This is a genomic window from Aureimonas psammosilenae, assembly GCF_009176975.1.
In the GTDB taxonomy this organism is placed as follows: domain Bacteria; phylum Pseudomonadota; class Alphaproteobacteria; order Rhizobiales; family Rhizobiaceae; genus Plantimonas; species Plantimonas psammosilenae.
The window spans coordinates 113,203-137,986 of sequence record NZ_WEZG01000007.1; the positions used below are offsets into that span (position 1 = coordinate 113,203).

The 24,784-nt window shown below is 65.1% G+C and carries 18 protein-coding genes; 14 read left to right on the forward strand and 4 right to left on the reverse strand.

Features of this window, described 5'->3' with window-relative positions; all coding sequences use genetic code 11:
* Nucleotides 1-2: 2 nt before the first annotated feature.
* Genes puuE through F9929_RS14200 form a run of 3 tightly spaced genes read right to left on the reverse strand, consistent with a single transcriptional unit; the run spans nucleotide 3 to nucleotide 1,985 of the window.
* Entirely contained in the window at nucleotides 3-1,439 is a 1,437-nt protein-coding gene (puuE, locus tag F9929_RS14190) for an allantoinase PuuE (RefSeq protein ID WP_152047238.1), read from the reverse strand.
* Nucleotides 1,440-1,444: 5 nt separating this feature from the next.
* Complete coding sequence (locus F9929_RS14195; RefSeq protein WP_152047239.1) at nucleotides 1,445-1,804, reverse strand: type II toxin-antitoxin system PemK/MazF family toxin; 360 nt, start codon at nucleotides 1,802-1,804, stop codon at nucleotides 1,445-1,447.
* Entirely contained in the window at nucleotides 1,791-1,985 is a 195-nt protein-coding gene (locus F9929_RS14200; protein ID WP_152047240.1) for a hypothetical protein, read from the reverse strand. Before F9929_RS14200 ends, F9929_RS14195 begins: the two co-directional genes overlap by 14 nt.
* A 156-nt stretch (nucleotides 1,986-2,141) precedes the next feature.
* On the opposite strand from F9929_RS14200, the gene uraH reads away from it, so the two are divergent.
* The 14 genes from uraH to glgB all read left to right on the forward strand — a co-directional run bounded on the left by uraH (nucleotide 2,142) and on the right by glgB (nucleotide 23,596).
* A complete protein-coding gene (gene uraH / locus F9929_RS14205) occupies nucleotides 2,142-2,507 on the forward strand; it encodes a hydroxyisourate hydrolase (protein WP_152047241.1) in 366 nt (121 codons plus the stop codon).
* Nucleotides 2,508-2,512: 5 nt separating this feature from the next.
* A complete protein-coding gene (xdhA, locus tag F9929_RS14210) occupies nucleotides 2,513-3,958 on the forward strand; it encodes a xanthine dehydrogenase small subunit (protein WP_152047242.1) in 1,446 nt (481 codons plus the stop codon).
* A complete protein-coding gene (gene xdhB, locus F9929_RS14215; protein ID WP_152047243.1) occupies nucleotides 3,958-6,369 on the forward strand; it encodes a xanthine dehydrogenase molybdopterin binding subunit in 2,412 nt (803 codons plus the stop codon). Before xdhA ends, xdhB begins: the two co-directional genes overlap by 1 nt.
* Nucleotides 6,366-7,232 (forward strand): xanthine dehydrogenase accessory protein XdhC, encoded by an 867-nt coding sequence (gene xdhC / locus F9929_RS14220; RefSeq protein ID WP_152047244.1) that lies wholly within the window; start codon nucleotides 6,366-6,368, stop codon nucleotides 7,230-7,232. The genes xdhB and xdhC overlap by 4 nt, the downstream gene beginning before the upstream one ends.
* Before the next feature lie 15 nt (nucleotides 7,233-7,247).
* Complete coding sequence (locus tag F9929_RS14225; protein ID WP_152047245.1) at nucleotides 7,248-8,804, forward strand: ABC transporter ATP-binding protein; 1,557 nt, start codon at nucleotides 7,248-7,250, stop codon at nucleotides 8,802-8,804.
* Nucleotides 8,804-9,919: an ABC transporter permease gene (locus F9929_RS14230; protein WP_152047246.1), complete on the forward strand. Its 1,116-nt coding sequence runs from the start codon at nucleotides 8,804-8,806 to the stop codon at nucleotides 9,917-9,919. Before F9929_RS14225 ends, F9929_RS14230 begins: the two co-directional genes overlap by 1 nt.
* Nucleotides 9,916-10,842 (forward strand): ABC transporter permease, encoded by a 927-nt coding sequence (locus F9929_RS14235; protein WP_152047247.1) that lies wholly within the window; start codon nucleotides 9,916-9,918, stop codon nucleotides 10,840-10,842. The genes F9929_RS14230 and F9929_RS14235 overlap by 4 nt, the downstream gene beginning before the upstream one ends.
* 36 nt (nucleotides 10,843-10,878) lie before the next feature.
* The gene (locus tag F9929_RS14240) at nucleotides 10,879-11,964 is read left to right on the forward strand and encodes a BMP family ABC transporter substrate-binding protein (protein ID WP_152047248.1); all 1,086 of its coding nucleotides are present in this window, start codon (nucleotides 10,879-10,881) and stop codon (nucleotides 11,962-11,964) included.
* Between the two features lie 175 nt (nucleotides 11,965-12,139).
* Nucleotides 12,140-13,387: a urate hydroxylase PuuD gene (locus F9929_RS14245; RefSeq protein WP_152047249.1), complete on the forward strand. Its 1,248-nt coding sequence runs from the start codon at nucleotides 12,140-12,142 to the stop codon at nucleotides 13,385-13,387.
* On the forward strand, nucleotides 13,384-14,763 hold the full coding sequence (guaD, locus tag F9929_RS14250) for a guanine deaminase (protein WP_152047250.1): 1,380 nt from the start codon (nucleotides 13,384-13,386) through the stop codon (nucleotides 14,761-14,763). Before F9929_RS14245 ends, guaD begins: the two co-directional genes overlap by 4 nt.
* Nucleotides 14,764-14,862: 99 nt before the next feature.
* The gene (locus tag F9929_RS14255) at nucleotides 14,863-15,711 is read left to right on the forward strand and encodes a fumarylacetoacetate hydrolase family protein (RefSeq protein ID WP_152047251.1); all 849 of its coding nucleotides are present in this window, start codon (nucleotides 14,863-14,865) and stop codon (nucleotides 15,709-15,711) included.
* A 133-nt stretch (nucleotides 15,712-15,844) separates the two neighbouring features.
* On the forward strand, nucleotides 15,845-17,887 hold the full coding sequence (locus F9929_RS14260) for an alpha-1,4-glucan--maltose-1-phosphate maltosyltransferase (RefSeq protein WP_456236795.1): 2,043 nt from the start codon (nucleotides 15,845-15,847) through the stop codon (nucleotides 17,885-17,887).
* A 121-nt stretch (nucleotides 17,888-18,008) separates the two neighbouring features.
* Nucleotides 18,009-21,347, forward strand: coding sequence for a maltose alpha-D-glucosyltransferase (treS, locus tag F9929_RS14265; protein WP_152047253.1), 3,339 nt, complete (start codon nucleotides 18,009-18,011; stop codon nucleotides 21,345-21,347).
* On the forward strand, nucleotides 21,344-23,596 hold the full coding sequence (glgB, locus tag F9929_RS14270; RefSeq protein ID WP_152047254.1) for a 1,4-alpha-glucan branching protein GlgB: 2,253 nt from the start codon (nucleotides 21,344-21,346) through the stop codon (nucleotides 23,594-23,596). The genes treS and glgB overlap by 4 nt, the downstream gene beginning before the upstream one ends.
* Here glgB and F9929_RS14275 read toward each other — a convergent pair.
* On the reverse strand, nucleotides 23,565-24,755 hold the full coding sequence (locus F9929_RS14275; RefSeq protein ID WP_152047255.1) for a GGDEF domain-containing protein: 1,191 nt from the start codon (nucleotides 24,753-24,755) through the stop codon (nucleotides 23,565-23,567). The two genes, glgB and F9929_RS14275, sit on opposite strands and share 32 nt — an antisense overlap.
* Nucleotides 24,756-24,784: the final 29 nt, after the last annotated feature.

Sequence of the window (24,784 nt, forward strand, 5' to 3'; positions counted from 1 at the left end):
GGTCATTCTCCGAAGATCGAGGCGATGCGAAGCCGCGCGATCTTTTCGACCTCGCGGGCCGCCGTGGCAAGTTCCGCCTCGCGGGTGTTCTCCACGCGCTTCTCGAAGCTCGCCAGAATGTCGGCTTTCGTCAGACCCCGCACGGCGATGATGAAGGGAAAGCCGAAACGTTCCGTATAGCGCCCGTTGAGGGCGGTGAAGCGGGCAAGCTCGTCCTCGTTCAAGCTGTCGAGGCCGGCGGACGCCTGTTCGGATGTCGATTCCGCCGTCAGCCCCTTCGCCAAGGCGAGGCGGCCGGCAAGATCGGGATGGGCCTGGAGGACGCCGAGCCGCTCGGTCGGCGAAGCGCGCCGGAAGGCGGCGGCCATCGCGAGGGCAAGGCCGCTCGCGCCGTCATGCGCGTCGTGGAGGCCGGCATCGAAGGAACGCTCCGCGACAAAGGGCGAATGCTCGAAGACGGAGCCGAACCGGGCGACGAACGCCTCGCGGTTCATGCGCGACGGTTTGAGGCGATCCGGGTCATGGGGAAAATGCGTCATCCAATGGCGCGCGATGTCGATCCGCCGCGCCACCCAGACATCGGGCTTGGAGCGCACATAGTCGAGAAAACGGGCCAGCGCCTGCGCCCGGCCGGGACGCCCGACGAGGCGGCAATGAAGGCCGATATTCAGTATCTTGGCTTGGCCCCGCTCGCCCTCCTCGTAGAGGCAGTCGAAAGCGTCCTTCAGATAGTCGTAGAAATGGTCGCCCGTGTTGAAGCCTTGGGGCGTGGCGAACCGCATGTCGTTGGAATCCAGCGTATAGGGCAGGATCAGGAGGGGTCCGTGGGCGGTTTCTTGCCAATAAGGCAGGTCGTCGGCATAGGCGTCGGAGGAATAAAGGAAGCCGCCTTCCTCCGCCACGAGATCGATCGAATGGGCGCCCGAGCGGCCCGTATACCAACCGAGCGGGCGTGATCCCGTCATCGCCGTGTGGATCTCGACCGCACGCGCCATATGCTCGCGCTCGGCATCCTTCGTGTATTCGCGGTAGTCGATCCATTTGAGGCCGTGGGAAGCAATCTCCCAATCGGCCTCCACCATCGCGGCGACTGCTTCAGGGTTCCGCTCCATGGCGGTCGCGACCGCATAAACGGTGACCGGCATCTCCCGCTCGGTGAACATGCGGTGGAGCCGCCAGAAGCCCGCGCGGGAGCCGTATTCGTAGATCGATTCCATATTCATGTGCCGGAGGCCCGGCCAGGGCGCCGCGCCGACGATCTCCGACAGAAAGGCTTCCGAAGCCGCGTCGCCGTGGAGGATCGAGTTCTCGCCGCCTTCCTCGTAGTTGATCACGAACTGGACGCAGATCTTCGCGGGGCCTTGCCCACCGGGATTGGGCCATTGCGGGTCGGGAGCGTGGCGGCCGTAGCCGCGCATGTCGCGAGGATAGGAAGGCATGGGGGCTAACCGTTCGTATCGCCGGCCAGACCGAGGTGCGAGCCGATCTCGGTCATGACCTCGCTGAGAATGAAGGATGGCACGGAGCCGAGGCGCAGCGCATCTCCAAGCTCGACGCTGGAGACTTTCGCGGTGCGGATCACGGACGGGTTCTTCAGCCCTGCCGCCTCGTAGTGAGCGCCGAAATCGACGTCGCCCGGCCAGCGCGAATTATCCGCGCCGGTGATCATGAGGACCCAGGCTATCGGCTGCGCGTCATTAAAGGCGGCTGTCGAAACAACAAGGACCGGCCGTCGATAACGGACGTTGCGGTCCGAATAAGGAAACTGGCAGACGACGACATCGCCTTTTCTAAAGCTTGTCATAAGCCTTGTGGTCCGCCTCGCTGTCCCATTCCGTGAAGTTCGCGAAGGGATTCTCGAAAGGATCGTTCGGGTCTGCGGGAAGCCAGATGCCCTTACCCTTGTCGTCGACGACCCACGCCATGCCGGAGCGATCGGGCAGGAGGTCGAGCCGTTCCTTTGCTTTGAGAGGCCGATTGATCATGGTTCGAATGCTTTCGCGGATAGGTGCAACCTAGGCGACGCGCCCATCCCCCGCAAGGCGAAGGGCGGGGCCCGGTGCGCGCCGTTGCCCCCTTTACCTTTGCCGCGCGCTGGGTGCACAATCATTCTCCGGTTCTTCAAAGGGATATGCCCGTTCATGGCGATCGAAGCGGCCGGAAGGCTGACGACTCACGTTCTCGACACGGCGCTCGGAAAACCCGCCGCCGGACTGGCGCTGACCTTGTTCCGGCTGGACGGGGATAAGCGGCAGGAGATCGTGCGCGCCACGACCAACGCGGACGGGCGCTGTGACGCGCCGCTCCTGTCGGGCGAGGCTTTCCGTACCGGGCGCTACGAGCTCGTCTTCGAGGCCGGGACCTATCTTCGCAACACGCAAGGGCCGCTCGCCGAGCCCTTGTTTCTGGACGATGTGGTGATCCGCTTCGGCATCGCCGAGAGCGCGCATTACCACGTGCCGCTTCTTCTTTCGCCCTTCGGCTATTCCACCTATCGCGGGAGCTAAAGCCCATGGCAGAGCCGATCCGCTTCATCCTGAACGGCACCGAGCGCGAAGTCTCCGGCCCGAAGGCGACCACCACCATTCTGGAATGGCTGCGCCAGGACGCGCGTCTGACCGGCACCAAGGAAGGCTGCGCCGAGGGCGATTGCGGCGCCTGCACCGTGGTGATCTGCGAGCCCGACGGCGAGGCAGGGCTCAAGCGCCGCGCGGTGAATGCCTGCATCCAGTTCATGCCGTCCTTGAACGGGCGGGCGGTGGAAACGGTGGAGCATATCGGTCGCGACGGTCTCCACCCGGTGCAGCAGGCCCTGGTGGACCTCCATGGCAGTCAATGCGGCTTCTGCACGCCCGGCTTCGTGATGCAGCTTTATGCCGGCTGGTGGAACGGCCGGCTTTCCGATCGGCAGGAAGTGAAAGATCTCGTATCCGGCAATCTTTGTCGCTGCACGGGTTACGGGCCGATCATCGAAGCGGGCCTTCGGGCGGGAAGTGTGGCCGTTCCCGATACGAAGGCCGCCGATGCCGAACTTGGCCAAAGGCTGGACGCGCTTCGCGGCGGCGAGGTCTTCGCTTACGAGGGTGCTGACGGCAGCCGCTGGTTCTCCCCGCGCGACGTCGACGCGCTCGCCGATCTCTACGCCGCCCATCCCGATGCGCTTCTCGTGGCGGGTGCCACCGATATCGGGCTTTGGGTGACGAAGCAGCATCGCGACCTGCCGCTTCTGATCGACGTTTCCCGCGTCGAGGACCTGCGGATGATCGAGGAAGGGCCGGGCGCGCTTTTCGTCGGCGCGGCGGTGACGCATCGCGAGGCGACCGACCGCCTCGCCGACATCCACCCCTCGCTCGGCGAGTTGATGCGCCGCTTCGCCGGCTACCAGATCCGCAATGCCGGCACGGTCGGCGGCAATGTCGCCAACGGCTCGCCCATCGGCGACCTGCTGCCGGCCTTGATCGCGCTCGGCGCCGGCCTGCACCTTCGCCAGGGCGACAAGATGCGGCGGCTCCCTATCGAGGACTTCTTCATCGAATACGGCCGTCAGGATCGGGGAACAGGCGAGTTCGTCGCCGCGCTGGAAGTGCCGGTCTTGTTTCCGAACCAGCGCTTTTTCTGCCACAAGCTGTCGAAGCGCTTCGACTCCGACATCTCGGCCGTGATGGCGGCGATGCGCCTGACGTTTGAGGATGACGTGGTGACCGAAGCGCGCATTGCCTTCGGCGGCATGGCGGGAACGCCGAAGCGCGCGAGCGCGGCGGAAGCCGCTCTCCTCGGCCGGCCGTTCGACATCGGCGCGGCCAAGGCTGCCGCCGAGGCCTTGGCAGAAGATTTCACACCCTTGAGCGACATGCGGGCGAGCGCCGATTACCGTCTGAAAGCCGCGCAGAACATCCTCAAGCGCTTCGCCCTGGAACATGCGGGCGCGGCGGCGACGCGCGTTCTGGAGGTGGCCTGATGGAAGAGGGCATCCACGAAACGCGCATCCAGGATCGCGGCGTCGCCGAAACGATCGATCCGGCTTCGCTGGGTGGCGAGACGCCGGCGAAGGATCGCACGAGCCGGGGCGGCGTGTCGGCGAGCCTGCCGCATGACAGCGGCACCAAGCACGTCACCGGCGCGGCGCGCTATATCGATGACGAGCCCGAACTGCCGGGAACGCTGCAGGTCTTTCTCGCCATGTCGCCGCGCGCCCATGCGCGCATCCTTTCGGTCGATCTGTCGAAGGTTCGCGACGCTCCCGGTGTCGTCACCGTCCTGACCGCCGACGATATTCCGGGGCAGAACGATTATTCGCCGGTCTTCGGCGACGACCCGATCTTTGCGGTGGACGAGGTGCACTATGTCGGCCAGCCGCTTTTCGCGGTGGCCGGCGAAACGCTGGACGCCGCGCGCAATGCCGCGAAACTCGCCGCTATGGAATACGAGGATCTTCCCGCCGCGATCACGGTGGACGAGGCCGTTGCCATGGCGGATGCGGCGGGCCGCGACCTGATGCCGGCCTACGAGATGCGGAAGGGCGAGGTCGCGGCAGCGCTCCGATCCGCGCCGCATCGCGTTTCCGGCCGGCTGGAGATCGGCGGGCAGGACCATTTCTATCTGGAAGGCCAGATCGCCGTCGCCGTGCCCGGCGAGGACGGCGACATCCTGGTGAAGTCCTCCACCCAGCATCCGTCCGAAGTCCAGCACAATGTCGCCAAAGCCCTGGGGCTGTCGGACAATCAGGTGGTGGTCGAGGTGCGGCGCATGGGCGGCGGCTTCGGCGGCAAGGAATCGCAGCCCGCCCTTTTCGCCAGCGTCTGCGCGCTCGTGGCGCGGGCGACGGGGCGGCCGGCGAAATGCCGGCTCGACCGCGACGACGACATGGAGATGACAGGCAAGCGGCACGAGGCGCGCGTCGACTACGAGTTCGGCGTGGACGGCGAAGGGCGGATTCTCGGCGCCGACATCCGCCATTTCATCCGCTGTGGTTATTCCTGCGATCTCAGCGGCGCCATCGCCGACCGGGCGATGTTCCATGCCGACAACGCCTACCATCTGCCGGCCGCCCGCATCCATTCGCGGCGCCTGAAGACGCACACCGTTTCCAACACCGCCTTTCGCGGCTTCGGCGGGCCGCAGGGCATGCTCGGCACCGAGCGGGCGATGGACCGGATCGCCTTCTCCCTTGGGCTCGACCCCTTGGATGTGAGGAAGCGCAACTTCTACTTAGGCCAGGGCGGCGGCACGACGCCCTATGGCATGGAGGTGACGGACTCGATCGCCGGCGAACTCGTGGAGGAACTGGAGCAAAGTTCCGATTACCGCGCGCGGCGCGAAGCGGTGAAGGCCTTCAACGCGGCGAACCCGATCCTGAAGAAGGGCTTGGCGCTGACCCCGGTAAAGTTCGGCATCTCCTTCACCACAACCCATCTCAACCAGGCCGGGGCGCTGGTCCATGTCTACAAGGACGGCTCGGTCGCGCTCAACCACGGCGGCACGGAGATGGGGCAGGGGCTCTTCACCAAGGTCGCGCAGGTGGTGGCCGAAGAGTTCCGCATCGACGTCGATCATGTGAGGATCACCGCCACCACGACGGGCAAGGTGCCGAACACCTCGGCGACGGCCGCTTCGTCCGGCACCGACCTCAACGGCATGGCCGCTTTGAACGCCGCGCGGACCATCAAGGAGCGCTTGGTCGATTACGCCTGCAAGCGCTATGGCGTTGCGCGGGGCGAGGTCCAGTTCCTGCCGAACCGGGTGCGGATCGGGGCTGAGGAAAAGCGCTTCCGCGATCTCGTCGGCGAGGCCTATCTCGCCCGCGTTTCGCTCTCCGCGACCGGCTTCTATGCGACGCCCGAGATCAGTTTCGACCGCGAAACGGCCACCGGCCGGCCCTTCTTCTATTTCGCCTATGGCGCGGCCTGTTCGGAAGTCGTGATCGATACGCTGACGGGCGAGAACCGCCTGCTTCGCGCCGACATTCTCCACGATGTCGGGCGCTCCTTGAACCCGGCGCTCGACCGGGGGCAGATCGAGGGCGGCTTCATTCAAGGCATGGGCTGGCTGACGACGGAGGAACTCTGGTGGGACAAGGCCGGGCGCTTACGCACCCACGCGCCCTCCACCTACAAGATCCCGACCGCCAACGACCGGCCCGACGATCTTCGCTTGGCGCTCTGGGAAAAGGGCGAGAACCGGAGCGAAACCGTTTATCGCTCCAAGGCGGTCGGCGAGCCGCCCTTCATGCTGGCGATCTCGGTGTTTTCGGCTCTCACCGACGCCGTTCTGGCGGCCGGCGACGGTCGCGCCTTCCCCGATCTCGATGCGCCGGCGACCCCTGAACGCATTCTGGCCGCCGTGGAAAGCGTTAGGGGCAACACCGCATGACGAGCCTCGTTCCCCTGATGCGGGAATGCCTGGAGGCTGGAACCCCGAGCGTTCTCGTGCGCGTCGGCACGGCCAAGGGCTCGACGCCCCGCGAGGAGGGGGCGGCCATGCTGGTGACGCCGACGCGCGTCACGGGCACGGTCGGCGGCGGCCGATTGGAACTCTCCGGCATCGAAGCGGCGCGCGGCCTGATCGAGAGCCGCAGCAAGGAAACCCGGCTCGCGGTGCCGCTCGGACCCCGGATCGGGCAATGCTGCGGCGGTCATGTCACGCTGCATCTCCGGCGCGTCGATGCAGCCGCGATCGCGGCGGAAGAAGCGCGGGAGCGAGATGAGCGGGAAGCGCGACCGCTGGCCCTCGTGTTCGGGGCCGGCCATACCGGCACCGCGCTGGCGAAGGCGCTGGCGCTTCTGCCGATCCGGCTGCGCGTCGTCGATCCCCGGCCTGATAGCCTCGCCAACCTGCCTCCCGAGGTGGAGGCGCGAGCTTCCGCGCTTCCCGAAGCCGAGGTTGAAAGCGCGCCGCCCGGCACAGCCTTCGTTGTCATGACGCACGACCACCCGCTCGACTTCCTGATCGCGGCAGCGGCGCTCCGGCGCGGCGATGCTTGTTATGTCGGGATGATCGGCTCGGCCACCAAGCGCGAGAAGTTCCGGCGGCATCTGGCCGAAACCGGCGAGGACCGGCTGATCGCCGGGCTGACCCTGCCGATCGGCGGCAAGGCGTTGCGCGACAAACGGCCGGCGGTGATCGCCGCGCTGACCGCGGCGGAAGTCCTCACATGCCTTCTTTCGGATCACGATAATTCGCTGATCAATCTCTTGGCAGAGCCGGCCTTGAAATGCCATGGTGCCGCTGTATGAGCATCGGAATCGGGCATGGCGCCACGCCTTCAGCTTAGCGGCATCACCAAGCGCTTTCCGGGCGTCGTCGCCAACGAGAACGTGTCCTTTTCCGTCGAACCCGGAGAAATCCACGCGCTTCTGGGCGAGAACGGCGCCGGCAAGTCGACGCTGGTGAAGATCATCTACGGCGTGCAGCGCGCCGACGAGGGCACGATCCATTGGGACGGTCGTTCCATCGAGATCGCGTCTCCCCGCGAAGCGCGCCGGCTCGGGATCGGCATGGTGTTCCAGCACTTCTCCCTTTTCGAGGCGATGACGGTTCTGGAGAATATCGCGCTCGGTCTCGACGATCCGCCGCCGCGTCGCGAGCTGGAAAAGGCGGTGCGCGGGGTGCTCGAAACCTATGGCCTTGCGCTCGATCCCCATCGCTTCGTCCACACGCTTTCCGTCGGCGAGCGCCAGCGCATCGAGATCGTGCGCGCGCTCCTGACGAAGCCGAAGCTCCTGATCATGGACGAGCCGACCTCGGTTCTCACGCCGCAAGAGGTGGAGAAGCTGTTCGAAACGCTGCGCCAACTGGCCGGCCAAGGTTGCTCGATCCTCTACATCTCCCACAAGCTCGCCGAGATCAAAGCGCTCTGCTCGGGCGCGACGATCCTGCGCGGCGGCAAGGTGGTCGGCACCTGCGACCCGGCGATGGAGACGCCGCGCCGCATGGCCGAGCTGATGATCGGCGGCAGCTTGAAGGACCTGTCCGCCAAGCCCGCCGCGACTCATGGCGAGGACCGCTTCGCCGTGTCCGATCTTTCCGCGCCCGGCGAAGCGCCCTTCGGCACGAGCCTGAAGAACGTCGCCTTTCGCGTGCGATCGGGCGAAATCCTCGGCATCGCGGGCGTTGCCGGCAACGGGCAGAACGAGTTGGTGGAAGTGCTGTCGGGCGAGCGGCGCGCTTCGGGCCGCATCGCGCTGAACGGGCGCGACATCGCCAGCCTTTCCGTCGGGGCGCGGCGGCGGCTCGGGCTTTGCACCGTGCCCGAAGAGCGCAACGGCCATGCCGCCGTGCCGGGTATGACGCTGGCCGAGAACGCCGTTCTGTCGGCGCGCTCCCGCAAGGGCCTGTCGGGCGGCGGGCTTCTGCGCCCGGGCGCGGCGCGCGACTATGCGGCGGGCGTCATCCGGTCCTTTTCCGTCAAGGCGACCGGCCCGCAGGCGCTGGCCGGCAGCCTGTCCGGCGGCAACCTTCAAAAGTTCATCATGGGCCGCGAGATCGGGCAGGAGCCGAGCGTCCTCGTCGTCTCGCAGCCGACCTGGGGCGTCGATGCGGGCGCGGCGGGCTTCATCCGTCAGGCGATGATCGATTTGGCCGCGCGGGGCGCTGGCATCGTCGTGGTCAGCCAGGACCTCGACGAGCTTCTGGAGCTTGCCGACCGCATCTGCGTCCTGAACGAGGGCCGTTTGTCCCATGCGGTGGACGTGAAGGGCGTGTCGATCGAGGAGATCGGCCTTTTGATGGGCGGTGTCCACGGGGCCGCGCCCGGCGAAGCGCCGCCGCCCGTGCCGACCGCTCCCCATTTCGCGGGAGCGGCATGATGGGTTTGCGTCTCGAAAAGCGCTTGGTGCCGAGCCGTGCGATGGTGGTCGCCGCGCCGCTTCTGGCCGTTGGGCTCACCCTTCTCGTGGGGGCCGTTGCCTTCACGCTGTCGGGCTTCGACGGTTTTGGGGCGATCCGTGAAATCTTCCTGGAACCCTTGTTCGACGCTTATCGCTGGCAGGACCTTCTGGTGAAGGCGGCGCCGCTTGCCCTCATCGCCACCGGCCTGTCGATCGGCTTCCGGGCCAATGTCTGGAACATCGGCGGCGAAGGGCAGTATGTCCTCGGTGGCCTTGCCGGCACGGGAATCGCGCTTGCGACCATGGGCAGCGAAGGCCCCTGGATTCTGCCGGCCATGATCCTTTGCGGCATCATCGGCGGCATGGCGTGGGCGGCTTTTCCGGCCTTGCTTCGCACGAAGCTCGGCGTGTCCGAAATCCTGTCCAGCCTGATGCTGAACTACGTTTCGATCCAGCTTCTTTATTACCTGATGCGCGGCCCCTGGAAGGACCCGGAAGGGTTCAACTTTCCCCAGACCGCGCTGTTCACCGAATGGCAGATCCTGCCGATGGCTGTGCCCGACACGCTGATCCATGTCGGCGTGCCGATCGCCTTCGTCCTGGCGCTCGCCGCGTGGTTCGCGCTCGCGCGCACCGTCGCAGGCTTCCAGATCCGCGTCGTGGGCCTCAGCCCGCAGGCCGCGCGCTATGGCGGCTTTCGCGAAAGTCGCACCGTCTGGCTGGCGCTTCTTCTCGGCGGCGGCTTCGCCGGGCTTGCCGGCGTTCTGGAAGCAGCCGGACCTTTCGGGCAGATGGTGCCGGCCTTTCCGACGGGCTACGGTTATACCGCGATTATCGTCGCCTTTCTCGGCCGCCTCCATCCGGTCGGCATCCTTCTCGCCAGCCTTGTTCTGGCGCTGACCTATGTCGGGGGCGAGTCCGCGCAGACCTCCATCGGACTGCCGGCCGCCGCCATCGGCGTCTTCCAGGCGATGATGTTGTTCTTTCTGCTCGGCGTCGACATCCTCGTGCGCTATCGGCTCGTGTCCGGGTCCAGGACCCCGAAGCTTGCTGCGCCCGTTGCTTCGACGCGAAGCACGGAGGCTCCGGCATGAGCGCGGTCTTCCTTGTTTCCGTCCTGATGACGATCGCCGCCACCGCGACGCCGATCCTGATCGCGGCGCTCGGCGAACTCGTCGCGGAAAAGTCCGGCACGCTCAATCTCGGCGTCGAAGGCATGATGCTGATCGGCGCCGTCACCGGCTTCGGCGTCGCGGTGACGACCGGCAGCCCTTGGGCCGGCGTTCTCGCCTCCATGCTGGCGGCGGGTCTCGCTTCGATGATCTTCGCCTTTCTCACCCTGACGCTGACCGCCAATCAGGTCGCGACGGGCCTCGCGCTGACCATCTTCGGCACCGGCGTTTCGGCCCTTGCCGGCGCGCCTTATGTCGGCATCACGACGCAGACATTGCCGCTGCTTTTCCCCCAGAGCCTTGCGGCCGACCCGATATGGCGCATCCTCTTCGGCCACTCGCCGATCGTTTATCTCGGCCTGATCCTGACGGGCGGGGTCTGGTGGTTCCTCCGTCACAGCCGCGCCGGGCTGATCCTGCGCGCCGTCGGCGAGTCGGATAGCGCCGCCCATTCCATCGGCTATCCGGTGTTGAAGGTGCGCTATCTCGCCGTTCTCTTCGGTGGGGCGATGGCGGGGCTCGCAGGCTCCTTTTATTCGCTGGTGCTGACGCCGATGTGGGCCGAGCGACTGACGGCGGGGCGGGGCTGGATCGCCATAGCGCTCGTCGTCTTCGCCTCCTGGAAGCCCGCCCGGCTGCTGCTCGGCGCTTATCTCTTCGGCCTCGTCATCACGCTGGAGTTGCAGGCGAAGGCCGCCGGCGTTTCGTTTCTGGCGCCCGAGTTCCTGTCCAGCCTGCCTTATCTTGCGACGATCCTCGTTCTTGCCCTGATTTCCGCCGGCAAGGGGCGCCGCGACGCTTCCGCGCCGGCCTGTTTGGGCAAGCCCTTCCGCGCCAGCGCCTGATCCTTTATCCGCCTTGTTCCAAAGGGAGTTTCATCCATGATCCAGTTCACCCGCCGCCGGCTTCTCGGCACCGGCGCCGCCCTCGGCCTGACCACCGTCCTGCCGGGTCTGGCGGGCGCGCAGGAGAAGAAGGAGAAGGTCAAGGCGGCCTTCGTGTATGTCGGCCCGGTCGGCGATTTCGGCTATTCCTTCGCCCACGACCAAGGCCGCAAGTTCCTGGCTGAGAAGCTCGGAAACAAGGTCGAAACGAGCTTCGTCGAGAACGTCGCCGAGGGCCCGGACGCCGAGCGCGTCATCCGCCGCCTCGCGCAGGAAGGCAACGATATCGTCTTCGCCACCTCCTTCGGCTTCATGGAGCCGACGGTGAAGGTGGCGCGGGCGTTCCCCAAAGTCGCTTTCGAGCATGCCACGGGCTTCAAGACGGGGAAGAATCTCGGCATCTACAATTCGCGCTTCTATGAAGGCCGCGCCGTTCTCGGCACCATCGCTGGCATGATGTCGAAGTCGAACAAGGGCGGCTATGTCGCGTCCTTCCCGATCCCCGAAGTGGTGATGGGCATCAACGCCTTCACGCTCGCCGCCCGCAAGGTGAAGCCGGACTTCCAAACGAGCGTCGTGTGGGTCAATTCCTGGTACGACCCGGCAAAGGAATCCGACGCCGCCAAGGCGCTGATGGACCAGGGCGCCGACGTGATCACGCAGCACACCGATTCGCCCGGCCCGCTTCAGGCCGCCGAACAGCGCGGCGCCATCGCCTTCGGTCAGGCCTGGGACATGACGAGCTTCGCGCCCAACGCCCACATGACCGCGATCGTCGATCATTGGGGGCCGCATTACGTGTCGGCCGTCCAGGCCCTTCTCGACGGCACCTGGAAGGCGGGCGACGTGTGGGGCGGCATGAAGGAGGACTTCGTGGAGATGTCCCCCTGGAACCCGAAGATGCCGAAGGAAGTGCAGGACGCCGCGCAGAAGATCGTCGACGGCACCAAGGACCGCTCCTACAAGGTCTTCACCGGCCCCATCAAGGACCAGTCGGGCGCCGAGAAGATCGCCGCCGGTCAGGTGGTTCCGGACGCGGATCTGCTCAAGATGGACTGGTACGTTGAGGGTGTCCGTTCCTGACGGGACGGGTTTCCATCACGACCTTTGCCGCCGCGACATCGCGGCGGTGACCTGAAATCAACGAACGGGCGCTTCCTCGAAAGACGAGGGCGCCCGGTTTGACGAGATCCAACGGATCGCTTGCGTTTCGCGCGGTCGCCTGTCGCTCGTCCTTCAAGGAACGGCAAGGCATCTCATGTGGACCTATTTCTATGATTGGCTGAGCTTCGCGGTGCGATGGCTCCATGTCGTCACCGCCATCGCCTGGATCGGCTCGTCCTTTTATTTCATCGCCCTCGATCTCGGGCTCCGCAAGCCGCGCGGGCTGCCTGAAGGCGTCGGCGGCGAGGCGTGGCAGGTCCATGGCGGCGGCTTCTACCATATCCAGAAATACATGGTCGCCCCGCCGCACATGCCGGAGGACCTGACCTGGTTCAAATGGGAAAGCTACGCCACCTGGCTTTCCGGCGCGGCGCTCCTGTTTCTCGTTTATTATGTCGGCGCCGAGCTTTTCCTGATCGATCCGACGATCGCCGACCTGCCGGTCTGGGGCGCGAGCCTCATCGGCATCTCCGGCATCGCTCTCGGCTGGGTCGTCTACAACGCGCTCTGCAAGTCGCCTTTGAAGGCCAACGACACCGGGCTTCTGGCGGTGCTGTTCGTCTACGTGGTTCTGGCGAGCTTCCTGTTCGCGCAAGTCTTCTCGGGGCGCGGCGCGATGCTCCATACGGGCGCGATGATCGCGACCATCATGACGGCGAATGTCGCGATGATCATCATTCCGAACCAGCGGATCGTGGTGGCGGACCTCAAAGCCGGGCGCATGCCGGCCGCGCATCTGGGCGCGGAGGCCAAGCAACGCTCGCTTCACAACAACTACCTGACGCTGCCCGTCGTCTTTCTGATGCTGTCCAACCACTACCCGCTCGCCTTCGCGACGGAGTGGAACTGGGCGATCGCCGGGCTCGTGCTTCTGATGGGCGCGGTGATCCGCCATTACTTCAACACGCACCACAAGACCGGCCGGAACCTTTGGTGGTGCTGGGGCGTGGCGGGCTTGCTCTTCATCCTCGTGATGGCTCTGTCGGGCGCGCCGGGCTGGCGCGAGACACCGCCTGCTGCCGAGGCCGCCGAGGTCGAATGGACAAAGGACCCGCAACTGGCCCTCGCGAAGTCGGCCTTTTTCTCCGAGGCCGAATCCGTCGTGCAGTCGCGCTGTTCCATGTGCCATGCGCGCGCGCCGCTCTGGCCCGGAATCGGTATCGCACCGCGCCACGTTTATCTCGAAACCGCCGCAGACATCGTCCACAACGCGCCCTTGATCGAGCGGCAGGCGGTCAGAAGCCATGCCATGCCGCCCGGCAACATCACCGGTCTGGAGCCGGCCGAGCGCGAGCTTCTCGCCAACTGGATCGCCTCGGGCAGCGGGAGCTACAGACCATGACGGACGCATCGCGCCGTATCGCGATCAAGGGCCGCGTCCTCTCCTTCGACGGCGGCCCGACCGACCGACCGACCCTTCACGAGGAGGGAATCGTCCTGGTCGAGAACGGCGTCGTCGCGGCCGTCGGCGCGGCGAGCGAGATCGCGCCCCATCTCGACCCGGAAGTGCGCGTCGTCGACCACCACCGGCATCTGGTGATGCCGGGCTTCATCGACCCGCATCTCCACATGCCGCAGACCCAGGTGATCGGCTCCTTCGGCACCGAGCTGATGGAATGGCTGTCGAAATACACCTTCCCCGAGGAAAGCCGCTATGGCGACTACGACGTGTCGCGTGCCGCTTCCACCTTTCTCGTGGACGAGCTCCTTCGCAACGGCACCACCACGGCGGGCGTTTATTGCACGTCCCATCCCGGCAGCGTCGAGGCCTTCTTTTCGGAGGCCGAGCGGCGTCAGCTCCGCATGGTCGCCGGCAAGGTGATGATGGACCGCAACGCGCCGCCGCGCCTCCTCGACACGCCGGAGCGCGGCTACGAGGAATCCAAAGCCCTGATCCAGCGCTGGCACGGTGTCGGGCGTCTCGAATACGCGATCACGCCGCGCTTCGCGCCGACCTCGACCGATGCGCAGCTCACCGCCACGGGGCTGCTGGCCGCCGAGCATCCCGATCTTCATATCCAAACGCACCTTTCCGAAAACCATGGCGAAATCGCTTTCGTCGCCGAGCTCTTCCCCTGGGCGTCGGATTACACGGCGGTCTACGAGCGCTTCGGTCTGGTGCGCAGGAAAGCCATGTTCGGCCATGCCATCCACCTCGGCGAACGCGAGATGGCGGCGCTGGGGCAAGCGGAGGCGTCGGCGATCTTCTGCCCGACCTCCAACCTGTTTCTCGGTTCCGGCCTGTTCGATCTGGCGGGCGCGAGGGCTGCCGGCATCAAGGTCGGTCTCGCCACCGATATCGGCGGCGGCACGAGCTATTCCATGCTGCGGACGGCGGCGGAAGCCTACAAGGTGCTGGCCTTGAGGGGGCAGAAGCTCACCGCCTTCGAGGCCTTCCACATGATGACCGCCGGCAATGCCGAGGCCATGGGCCTGTCGGACCGCATCGGCCGTATCCGGCCGGGGATGGAGGCCGATCTCGTGGTTCTCGACACCCATGCCACCGCCGCGCTTTCCTGGCGCATGGAGCGGGTGCAGAGCCTCGACGAGGAGCTTTTCGCGCTGATGACCATGGGCGACGACCGCTCCGTGGTGGCGACCTACGCGCTGGGCAGGCGCGTCCACGATCGCCGCGCTTTTCAGGAAACGCCGCCCCTGCCGCCGAGCGGGGCGCCGGGCCTGAGCTTTTCCGCCGAGGAGATGGAGCAGCCGCAATAGGGCGATAAATCCTCGAGGCCCGCCGCGACAATCGCCGAGCGGTGCCTATGTGCTCCCTTCCTGAGGCCGGCTTCCACCGGCGCGGGCAGGGAGAGCGCGATGCGGCTGGTGCGGTTCGGCGAGGCGGGCAAGGAGAAGCCCGGACTGATCGATGCGGAGAATGTGCTGCGCGATCTGTCCGGCGAGATCGACGATATCGCCGGCTCCCATCTCTCCAGAGCCGGGCTCGACAGGATTCGCGCCCTCGACCCGAAAAGCCTGCCGAAGGCCGATCCTTCCCATCGCCTCGGGCCGCCGGTGGCCGGCACGACGAACTTTCTCGCGGTGGGTCGGAATTATGCCGAGCACGCCGCCGAGACCGGCTCCGACGTGCCGACCGAGCCCTTGATCTTCAACAAGGCGATTTCCTGCATCATTGGCCCGCGCGACGATATCGTCATCCCGAAGGGCTCGAACTCCACCGACTGGGAGGTGGAACTGGCCATCGTGATCGGCGAGCGCGCGCTCAACGTTTCGCAGGCCGATGCTCTCGACCATGTCGCAGGCTTCTGCCTTTGCAACGACGTGTCGGAGCGCGAATGGCAGAAAAATCGCGGCGGCCAATGGGTGAAGGGCAAAAGCGCCCCGACCTTCGGCCCGTTGGGGCCCTGGCTGGTGACGCGCGATGAGATCGAGGACGTCCAGGCGCTCGATCTCTGGCTCGACGTCAACAAGGAGCGCCGGCAAACCGGCACGACCGCCGACATGATCTTCGGCGTCGCGCATCTCGTGTCCTATATCTCCGATTTCCTGGCGCTGCAGCCGGGCGACATCATCACCACCGGCACGCCGCCGGGCGTCGGGGCGGGGATGAAGCCGCCGCTCTTCCTGAAGGCTGGCGACATCGTGGCGCTCGGCGGCTCGCATCTCGGCGAACAGCGGCAGGTCGTGAAAGCTTACTCCGGCTGAGCCGCAGATCGGCGGAGTTTTCCGCGCCGCAGCGCAACCCTCTGGCCGATCGCTCATTGCCCCATCAGTCCAGTCGCGCCGATTCCTCGGCGCGCTATCCATCGAACCGCGAGACGAGGTCTTGATGTCCGACGTGATCGAGAAGGCGAAGACAACGGCTGCCCCGCCGAAGTCGAACCCAAGCGTGGCGAAGGCGGGAGCGGCCGACGAGGTGTTGTCGAAGCTCGCGGCCGACCGTGTCGTGATCGAAGGCGTCGCACCGGAAATCGACGGTGGCCGCTTCGCCGTGAAGCGTTTCGCCGGCGAGGATCTGACGGTGGAAGCCGATATCTTCGCCGACGGCCACGACAAGATCGATGCCGCGCTGCTTTATCGCGAGACCGGCGAGAGCGAGTGGCGCGAAGTGCCGATGGCCTTCGTGGAAAACGACCGCTGGGGCGCGACGGTCGCGTTTTCCAAGAACGGTCCGGCTCATTTCACCATCATCGCTTGGCGCGACCTCAATGCCCTTTGGCGCTACGAGGCCAAGAAGAAGCGCGATGCCGGCCTCGACATCACGCTGGAACTCGTGGAAGGCCTCGGCCTCGTGAAGGATGCGATTTCCTCCGAGCGCGGCACGCCGGAGGAGGTGCAGGCGACGCAAGCGCTTCTGAAGCGTCTCGAAGGGCTGTCCGCTTCCGGCGACAAAGACGGGCAATATGAACTTCTGACGGCCTACGAGACGGTCGATCTTCTTTATTGCACCGGCGTTCGCACCAATCTCAGCCGTTATGAAAGGCAGGTTCCGGTCTGGGTAGATCGCGAGCGGGCCGCGTTCTCCGCGTGGTACGAACTCTTCCCGCGTTCGCAATCGGGTGACGTGAACCGTCACGGCACCTTCGCGGATGTCGAGAAGCGCCTGCCGGACATCAAGGAGATGGGCTTCGACGTCCTTTATCTCCTGCCGATCCATCCGATCGGGGTGACCAACCGCAAGGGCAAGAACAATTCCCTGAAGGCCCTGGAAGGGGATGTCGGCAGCCCCTACGCCATCGGCGGGATCGAGGGCGGGCACGACGCCATCCATCCCGAACTCGGCACGTTTGCGGACTTCGCCCATCTGGTGAAGGCTGCGGAAGCGCACGGGCTGGAAATCGCCATCGACTTCGCCATTCAATGCTCGCCCGACCATCCCTGGATCAAGGAACATCCGGAATGGTTCGACTGGCGTCCCGACGGTACGATCAAGTTCGCCGAGAACCCGCCGAAGAAATACGAGGACATCGTCAACGTCCATTTCTATCGCGGTGCGATCCCGTCCATCTGGTACGCGCTGCGCGACGCCTTCCTGTTCTGGATCGAGAAGGGCGTGAAGATCTTCCGGGTCGACAACCCGCACACCAAGCCCTTCCCCTTCTGGGAATGGGTGATCGAGGAAGTGCGGAAGGTGGAGCCGGGTGCGATCTTCCTGGCCGAAGCCTTCACGCGCCCGAAGATGATGAAGCGCCTCGCCAAGGTCGGCTACAACCAGTCCTATTCCTATTTCACGTGGCGCAATTCCAAGGCGGAACTGACGGAATATCTGGAAGAACTGACGACGGAGGAATGCGCCGACTACATGCGGCCGAACTTCTTCGTCAACACGCCGGACATCAACCCCGTCTTCCTTCAGACGAGCGGGCGGCCGGGCTTCCGCATCCGGCTTGCACTCGCCGCGACGCTCGGCGGCAACTACGGCGTTTATTCCGGCTTCGAGCTTTGCGAATACAAGCCCGTGAAGGGCAAGGAGGAATATCTCGACTCCGAAAAGTACGAGATCCGCGCTTTCGACTGGAAGCGCGAGGGTAATATCCGCGAGGACATCGCCTTCTTCAATCGCGTCCGCAACGAGAACGCGGCGATGAAGTCCTTCACCTCGCTCGCCTTCTTCAAATTCTGGAACGACAACGTCCTTTACTACGCGAAGAGGACGCCGGACCGGTCGAGCTATCTTCTGTTCATCGTTTCTCTCAACCCCTTCGATCCGCAGGGCGGGCATTTCGAGGTGCCGCTTTGGGAGCTTGGGCTGCCGGACAACGGTTCGGTGAAGGTGGAGGCTTTGGCGACCGGGCAGAGCTTCCGCTGGCACGGCAAGATCCAGCATTGGTGGCTGAACCCGCTGGAGCGGCCCTATGCCGTGTTCAGGATCACGCCCTGAAGGCCTTCGAACTTCGTGAGGCGGGAACGAAACACTCATCCCCGCCCTTTCCACCCCCATTCGTGACGCGCGATTTGCCGGTCCGGGCGCTGTCATCTGAACGGACCGAACGGGTTTACCGATGAACGAGCATGTTATCCTGACCGCGAGCGATCCCATTGCCGGACCGGACCCGAAGGCGGACGACTGGTACAAGGACGCGATCATCTACCAGCTTCACGTCAAGACCTTCGCCGATTCCAACGGCGACGGGATCGGCGACTTTGCAGGGCTCCTGTCGCATCTGGATTATATCCAGCAACTCGGCGTCACCGCGATCTGGCTTCTGCCCTTCTACCCCTCGCCGCTGAGGGACGACGGTTACGACATCGGCGACTACCGCTCGGTGAACCCGTCCTACGGCACGATGGAGGATTTCGAGCGCTTCGTGGACGAGGCCCACAAGAGGGGCCTTCGCGTCATCACCGAACTCGTCATCAACCACACCTCGGACCAGCATCCCTGGTTCCAGGCCGCGCGGAAAGCCCCGAAGGGCTCGCCCGAGCGCGACTTCTATGTCTGGGCCGACGACGACAAGGGTTACGACCTCACCCGCATCATCTTCACCGACACCGAAACTTCCAACTGGACCTATGATCCGGTCGCGGGCCAGTATTTCTGGCACCGCTTCTTCTCGCACCAGCCGGACCTTAACTTCGACAATCCAGCGGTGATGAAGGAAGTGCTCGACGTCATGCACTTCTGGCTCGACAAGGGCGTGGACGGTTTGCGCCTCGACGCGATCCCCTATCTCGTGGAGCGCGAAGGCACCAACAACGAGAACCTGCCCGAGACGCACGACGTCCTGAAGGCCATCCGCGCCGATCTCGACGCCCATTATCCCGACCGGATGCTGCTCGCCGAGGCCAATCAATGGCCGGAAGACACGCGCCCCTATTTCGGCGACGGCGACGAATGCCACATGGCGTTCCATTTCCCCCTGATGCCGCGCATGTACATGGCCCTGGCGCAGGAGGACCGGCACCCGATCACCGACATCATGCGGCAAACGCCGGAAATTCCGGCCAACTGCCAATGGGCGATCTTCCTGCGCAACCATGACGAGTTGACGCTCGAAATGGTGACGGCCGAAGAGCGTGACTATCTCTGGACCACCTATGCGGTGGATACGCGCGCCCGCATCAATCTCGGCATCCGCCGCCGCCTCGCCCCGCTGATGGGCAACGACCGGCGCAAGATCGAGCTTCTGAACGCGCTTCTGATGTCCATGCCCGGCACGCCGACGCTTTACTACGGCGACGAGATCGGCATGGGAGACAACTATTATCTCGGCGACCGCGACGGCGTCAGGACGCCCATGCAATGGTCGGCCGACCGCAATGGCGGCTTCAGCCGAGCCGACCCGCAGCGCCTTTATCTGCCGCCGATCCAAGACGCCATGTACGGCTTCCAGTCGATCAACGTGGAAGCCCAGTCCAACAATCCGGCGAGCCTTCTCAACTGGAGCCGCCGCATCGTGCAGGTTCGGCGCACGCGCGAGGCCTTCGGGCGCGGCACGATCTCCTTCATCTACCCGTCGAACCGCAAGGTTCTGGCCTATCTGCGCGAATACGCGAACGAGCGCATCCTGTGCGTGGCCAATCTCTCTTCCACCGCGCAGGCCGTGGAACTCGATCTTTCCGCCTTTGCCGGCGTGCAGCCGATCGAGATGCTCGGCATGTCGCGCTTCCCCACCATCGGCCAGGGCTCCTATGTCCTGACCCTGCCGGCCTTCGGCTTCTTCTGGTTCGATATCTCGGGCATCGACGTGTCGATCCAGCGCAGCCAGGAGCCGCAGCCCTTGCCCGATTTCACCACGATCGTGGTGCGCGGCGACCTGAAGACGACGCTGGATGAGCGCAACCGCCGCGAGGTGGAAGGCGTGATGTCGAACTTCATCGCCGGCCAGCGCTGGTTCGGCGCCAAGAGCGGCAAGGCGGGCGCGACCACGCTCACCGTGCTCGGCACCGCCCCCGGCGGTTCGCGCGGCCATGCCCTGAACGAGGTCTCCATCGAGACGGTGGACGGCGAGCAACGCTACTTCCTGCCGCTCAGCGCGAAATGGGGCGAGGACTATCTCCATCGCGACAGCCCGACGCTGCCCTATACGCTGATGAAGATCCGCCAGGGCCCGATGGTCGGCGTCATCATCGACGGCGCGCGCGACCCCTCGCATGTGAAGATGCTGGTCGCCTTGATGAGCAAGAGCGGCGAGATCGTTCTCAACGAGACGGGAACGCTTCAGGTGGAGGCGTCGACGGCGGCGGCCGAGCTTCTGGCGAGCGCCGAACTGGTGGAGCCGGAACAGATCTCGCCGATCTCGGGCGAGCAGTCCAATACGTCGATCCTCGTCGGACCGGTCGCGATCCTGAAGCTTTATCGACGCCTGCGCGACGGCAAGCAGCCGGAACTGGAAGTCACCCGTTTCCTGACCGAAAAGACGCAGTTCAAGGCCGCGCCCGCGCTTCTGTCTTCCATGGTGCTGAAGCGGGCCGATGGCAGCGAAGCGGCGGTCGGCGCTCTCTTCGAGCGCGTTGAGAACCAGGGCGATGCCTGGACCGTCATGACCGAAGGCTTGTCCAAGTACCTGCGCGAAAACGCCTATGCGACGCCGCCTCTCGATGAGGAGGCTGGCGATGCGGTGGAGTTCGAGGGGAGAGCCCCGCTCGTCACCCGCCTCGACGCAGGGCCGATCGTCGGCCGGCGCACCGGCGAGATGCATGCGGCTCTGGCGACGAAGACGGGCGATGCGGCCTTCGACCCGGAACCCATCGACGCCGCCATGATCGAGCGCTTCGTCGCGGGCGCGCGGCATGAGGCGAAGGAAGCACTCACCGTTCTTTCCCGTGTTCGCTCCAACGTGCCGGAAACTGTTGGCGCCGATATCGACAGGCTGATCAAAGCCGAAGCCGGGATCGACGCCTTCTTCGACACCTTCGCCAAACTGTCGGTTTCGTCGCCGGCGACGCGCATACACGGCGACTATCATCTCGGGCAGTTGCTCGTCGCCAAGAACGACATCTATATCCTCGATTTCGAGGGCGAGCCGGGCGCGAGCCTGGACGAGCGCCGCGCCAAGACCTCGCCGCTGCGCGACGTCGCCGGCATGCTGCGCTCCTTCGACTATGCCGCCTTCGCCGCGCTCGACATGGTGGGGCCGATGGGCGAGGAAGCGCTGGCGCGCCTGCGCGATGTCACCGTCGGCTGGCGTGACGAGATCACCCGCTCCTTCCTTGCTGCCTGGAGCGAAGCGTCGGGCATCGACCTTTCGGAGGAGGGCGCTTCGCGTCTTCTCGACCTCTTCCTTCTCCAGAAGGCCTTCTACGAACTGCGCTACGAGGCGGCCAACCGCCCGACCTGGCTGTCGATCCCGCTGCGCGGCATCACGGCCCTTCTCGAAAAACGACAGGTCCTTGCATGAGCGAGATCCAGACGACGGTTCATCACCATCCCGGCGACGAGGCCGTCTGGGCTCTGGAGCACGGCCGGCAATACGATCCCTTCGCGGTGCTGGGTCCACACGCGGCGGAAGGGGGCATGATCGTGCGCGCCTTCCGGCCGGGGGCGGAGTCGGCCGACGTGATCGATGCTTCCGGCAAGGTTCTGGCGCGGCTGGAAGCGATCGGGCACGGAGACCTGCATTCGGGCTTCGTGCCGGGCCTTGCCCAAGGTGACGCCTACCGTTTGCGCTACCACCACAAGGGCGTGGATTGGGAAGAGGAGGACGTCTACCGCTTCGGCCAGATTCTCGGTGCCCACGACGCCTACTATCTGTCGCAGGGCGTCCATAACCGTCTTTACGAGGCCTTCGGCGCTCATCCCTTCGAGATGGAAGGGGTGAAGGGCGTCAAGTTCGTGGTGCTCGCGCCCGACGCCCAACGCGTGTCCGTGGTCGGCCATTTCAACGGTTGGGACGGCCGGCGCCACGTGATGCGCTTCCGCCACGATTGCGGCGCATGGGAAATCTTCATCCCCGGCATCGCCAAGGGCGAGGTCTACAAGTTCGAGGTGATCGGCATTCGCGGCGACATGCAGCCGACGAAGCAGGACCCGGTCGGCTTCTTTCATGAGCAGGCGCCCTCCACGGCTTCCATCGTCTCCGGCCTCGTCGAGCATGACTGGAAGGACGACGAGTTCCGCGCGCAAGGGCCGGACTGGCAGGACGCCGGCAAGCCCGTTTCCATCTACGAGGTGCATCTGGGTTCCTGGCGGCGCGGCGACTGGAACGCCATGCTGGACTACGACCAGATCGCCGGCCAACTCGTGCCCTATATCAAGGACATGGGCTTTACCCATGTCGAGTTCCTGCCCGTTTCCGAGCATCCCTTCTACGGGTCCTGGGGCTACCAGCCGATCGGCCTTTTCGCGCCGTCCTCGCGCTACGGCACGCCGGAAGGCTTCGCGCGGCTGGTGGATGCGCTGCATCAAGAAGGCATCGGCGTCATCGTGGACTGGGTGCCCGGCCACTTCCCGACCGACGTCCACGGCCTTGCGCGTTTCGACGGCACGGCCCTTTACGAGCACCCGGACCCGCGCCGCGGCTTCCATCAGGACTGGAACACGCTGATCTACGACTACGGTCGCACCGAGATCCGCAACTTCCTGTTCTCCAACGCGCTTTACTGGCTCGACCGCTTCCATATCGATGCCCTGCGCGTCGATGCGGTCGCCTCCATGCTCTACCTCGATTATTCGCGCAAACACGGCGAATGGGAGCCGAACATCTTCGGCGGGCGCGAAAACCTGGAAGCCATCGCCTTCCTGAAGGAAACCAACGAACGGGTCGGCGGGCTGTATCCGGCGGCTTCGACCCATGCGGAGGAATCGACTTCCTTCCCGAACGTGTCGCGCCCGACCTATGCCGGCGGCCTCGGCTTCCATTTCAAATGGAACATGGGCTGGATGCACGACACGCTGCATTTCATGCAAGAAGACCCGATCAACCGGCGCTACCACCTGCACCACATGACCTTCGGCATGGTCTATGCCTATTCGGAGAACTTCATTCTGCCGCTCAGCCACGACGAGGTCGTCTACGGCAAGGGCTCGATCCTCAACAAGATGCCGGGCGACCACTGGCAGAAGTTCGCCAACCTTCGCGCCTACTACGCCTTCATGTGGACCCATCCCGGCAAGAAGCTTCTGTTCATGGGCGGCGAGTTCGGGCAGTCGGCCGAATGGAACCACGACCAGTCGCTCGACTGGCACCTTCTCGAATATCCCGAACACCGGGGCGTTCAGCGGCTGATCCGCGACCTCAACACGATGTATCGCGAGATCCCGGCGCTGCATCAGCTCGATTGCGACCCGGCCGGCTTCGAATGGATCGACACGCAGAACGCCGAGCAGACCGTTCTGTCCTATCTGCGGAAAGACAGGGACGGTCGGTCGGTCGTGGTGGTCTGCAACTTCACGCCGTTGGTGCGCGAGAACTATCGCGTCGGCGTGCCGCACGAGGGATTCTGGGCGGAACGGCTGAACACGGATGCAGAGATCTATGCCGGGTCCAATGTCGGCAATATGGGCGGCGCGGAGGCCGAAGACGTCTCTGCCAACGGACGGGAATGGTCGGTCTCGCTCACGCTCCCGCCGCTCGCTACCGTGGTTCTCGTGGCCGAAGAGAAACCCACCGCAGCCGTCACGCCACTGCCGGCCGCAGTCCTGATGTGACCGGAGCGCCGCAAACCGGCTCGGCGCGTTCGAGCCGGTTTCGGCCATTGAACTTGGCGCGATAAAGCGCGGCATCGGCAAGCGCCACGAGACGGTCGAGGCCGACATCGCAGTCGCCGGAACTTGCGAGCCCGGCGCTGACCGTCACAGGCTCGGCGAAGCCCGGAAAAGCCAGTGTCGCTTCCCGTAATCTCGTCGATACGGCGGCGGCCACCGTTTCGGGCCGCCGGGTTTGGTCGCCGGCCAGAAGCAGCGCGAACTCCTCGCCTCCGAGCCGCGCGACGATGTCCTGCGGCTGCGCTTCCGACTGGAGGATGCGCGCGAAGATCTTCAGCACTTCGTCGCCCGTTTGATGCCCGTTCCGGTCGTTGATCGACTTGAAGTGATCGAGGTCGAACACGAGAAGGTTGCAGCAGGCGCCGCGCTCGGCCGTGTCATCGAGAAGGCTCTGGCCCCGGCGGGAGAAAGCGCGGCGATTGTCGAGCCCCGTCAGGAAGTCGGTCTCGGACGCGGAAAACAAGCGGTGCTCGCTGCGCTCTCGCACGAGGGTCAGAAGCGCGGCCGGGCCGGTGGCGGCCCAAAGAAGACCTTCCACCATGATCGCGATCATGACGACGCCGTTGAACTGCGCGAGCGTCGAGCTGCCGAGAACCACGGCCAGGGCGCGGAAGGCATAGATCGATCCATGGATGGCGAAAAGCGTCTTGGCGAGCTGTTGCGAGGGATAGGGAGGCTGTCCGGGGCGCTCGCGCAACAGAGATGCGGCTCCAAGCGACAGCGCGGCCACAATGATGGAACCATAGGCTGTGCGAATGTCGATGTCCGCCTTCCATATCCATCCGAGCCAGATCACGAGGCTCGCGGCGAGGAGCGGTCCGCACCAGTTCGGCAGCTTGACCGCCATGAAGCGGGCGATGCCGATGAAGATGAAGGCATAACCGAGCATCACGCCGAGATTGGCCAGCGCCAACGAGACGGCAGACGGCAGCGGTTGGATACGCAGGAAGCAGCCGAGGCCGATCACCGCGTAGCCCGAGGCCCACCAGAGGAATTCCGACCCGTTCGAGCCCTTCAGCCGGCGCTCCCAAAGGGTATGGAGCGCCGCGACGAAGGAAACGCCGCAGGTCATGTAGAAAAGTGTGATGACGTCGATGTGCATCGCCGAACCGATCTCCGCAACCTCAGCCT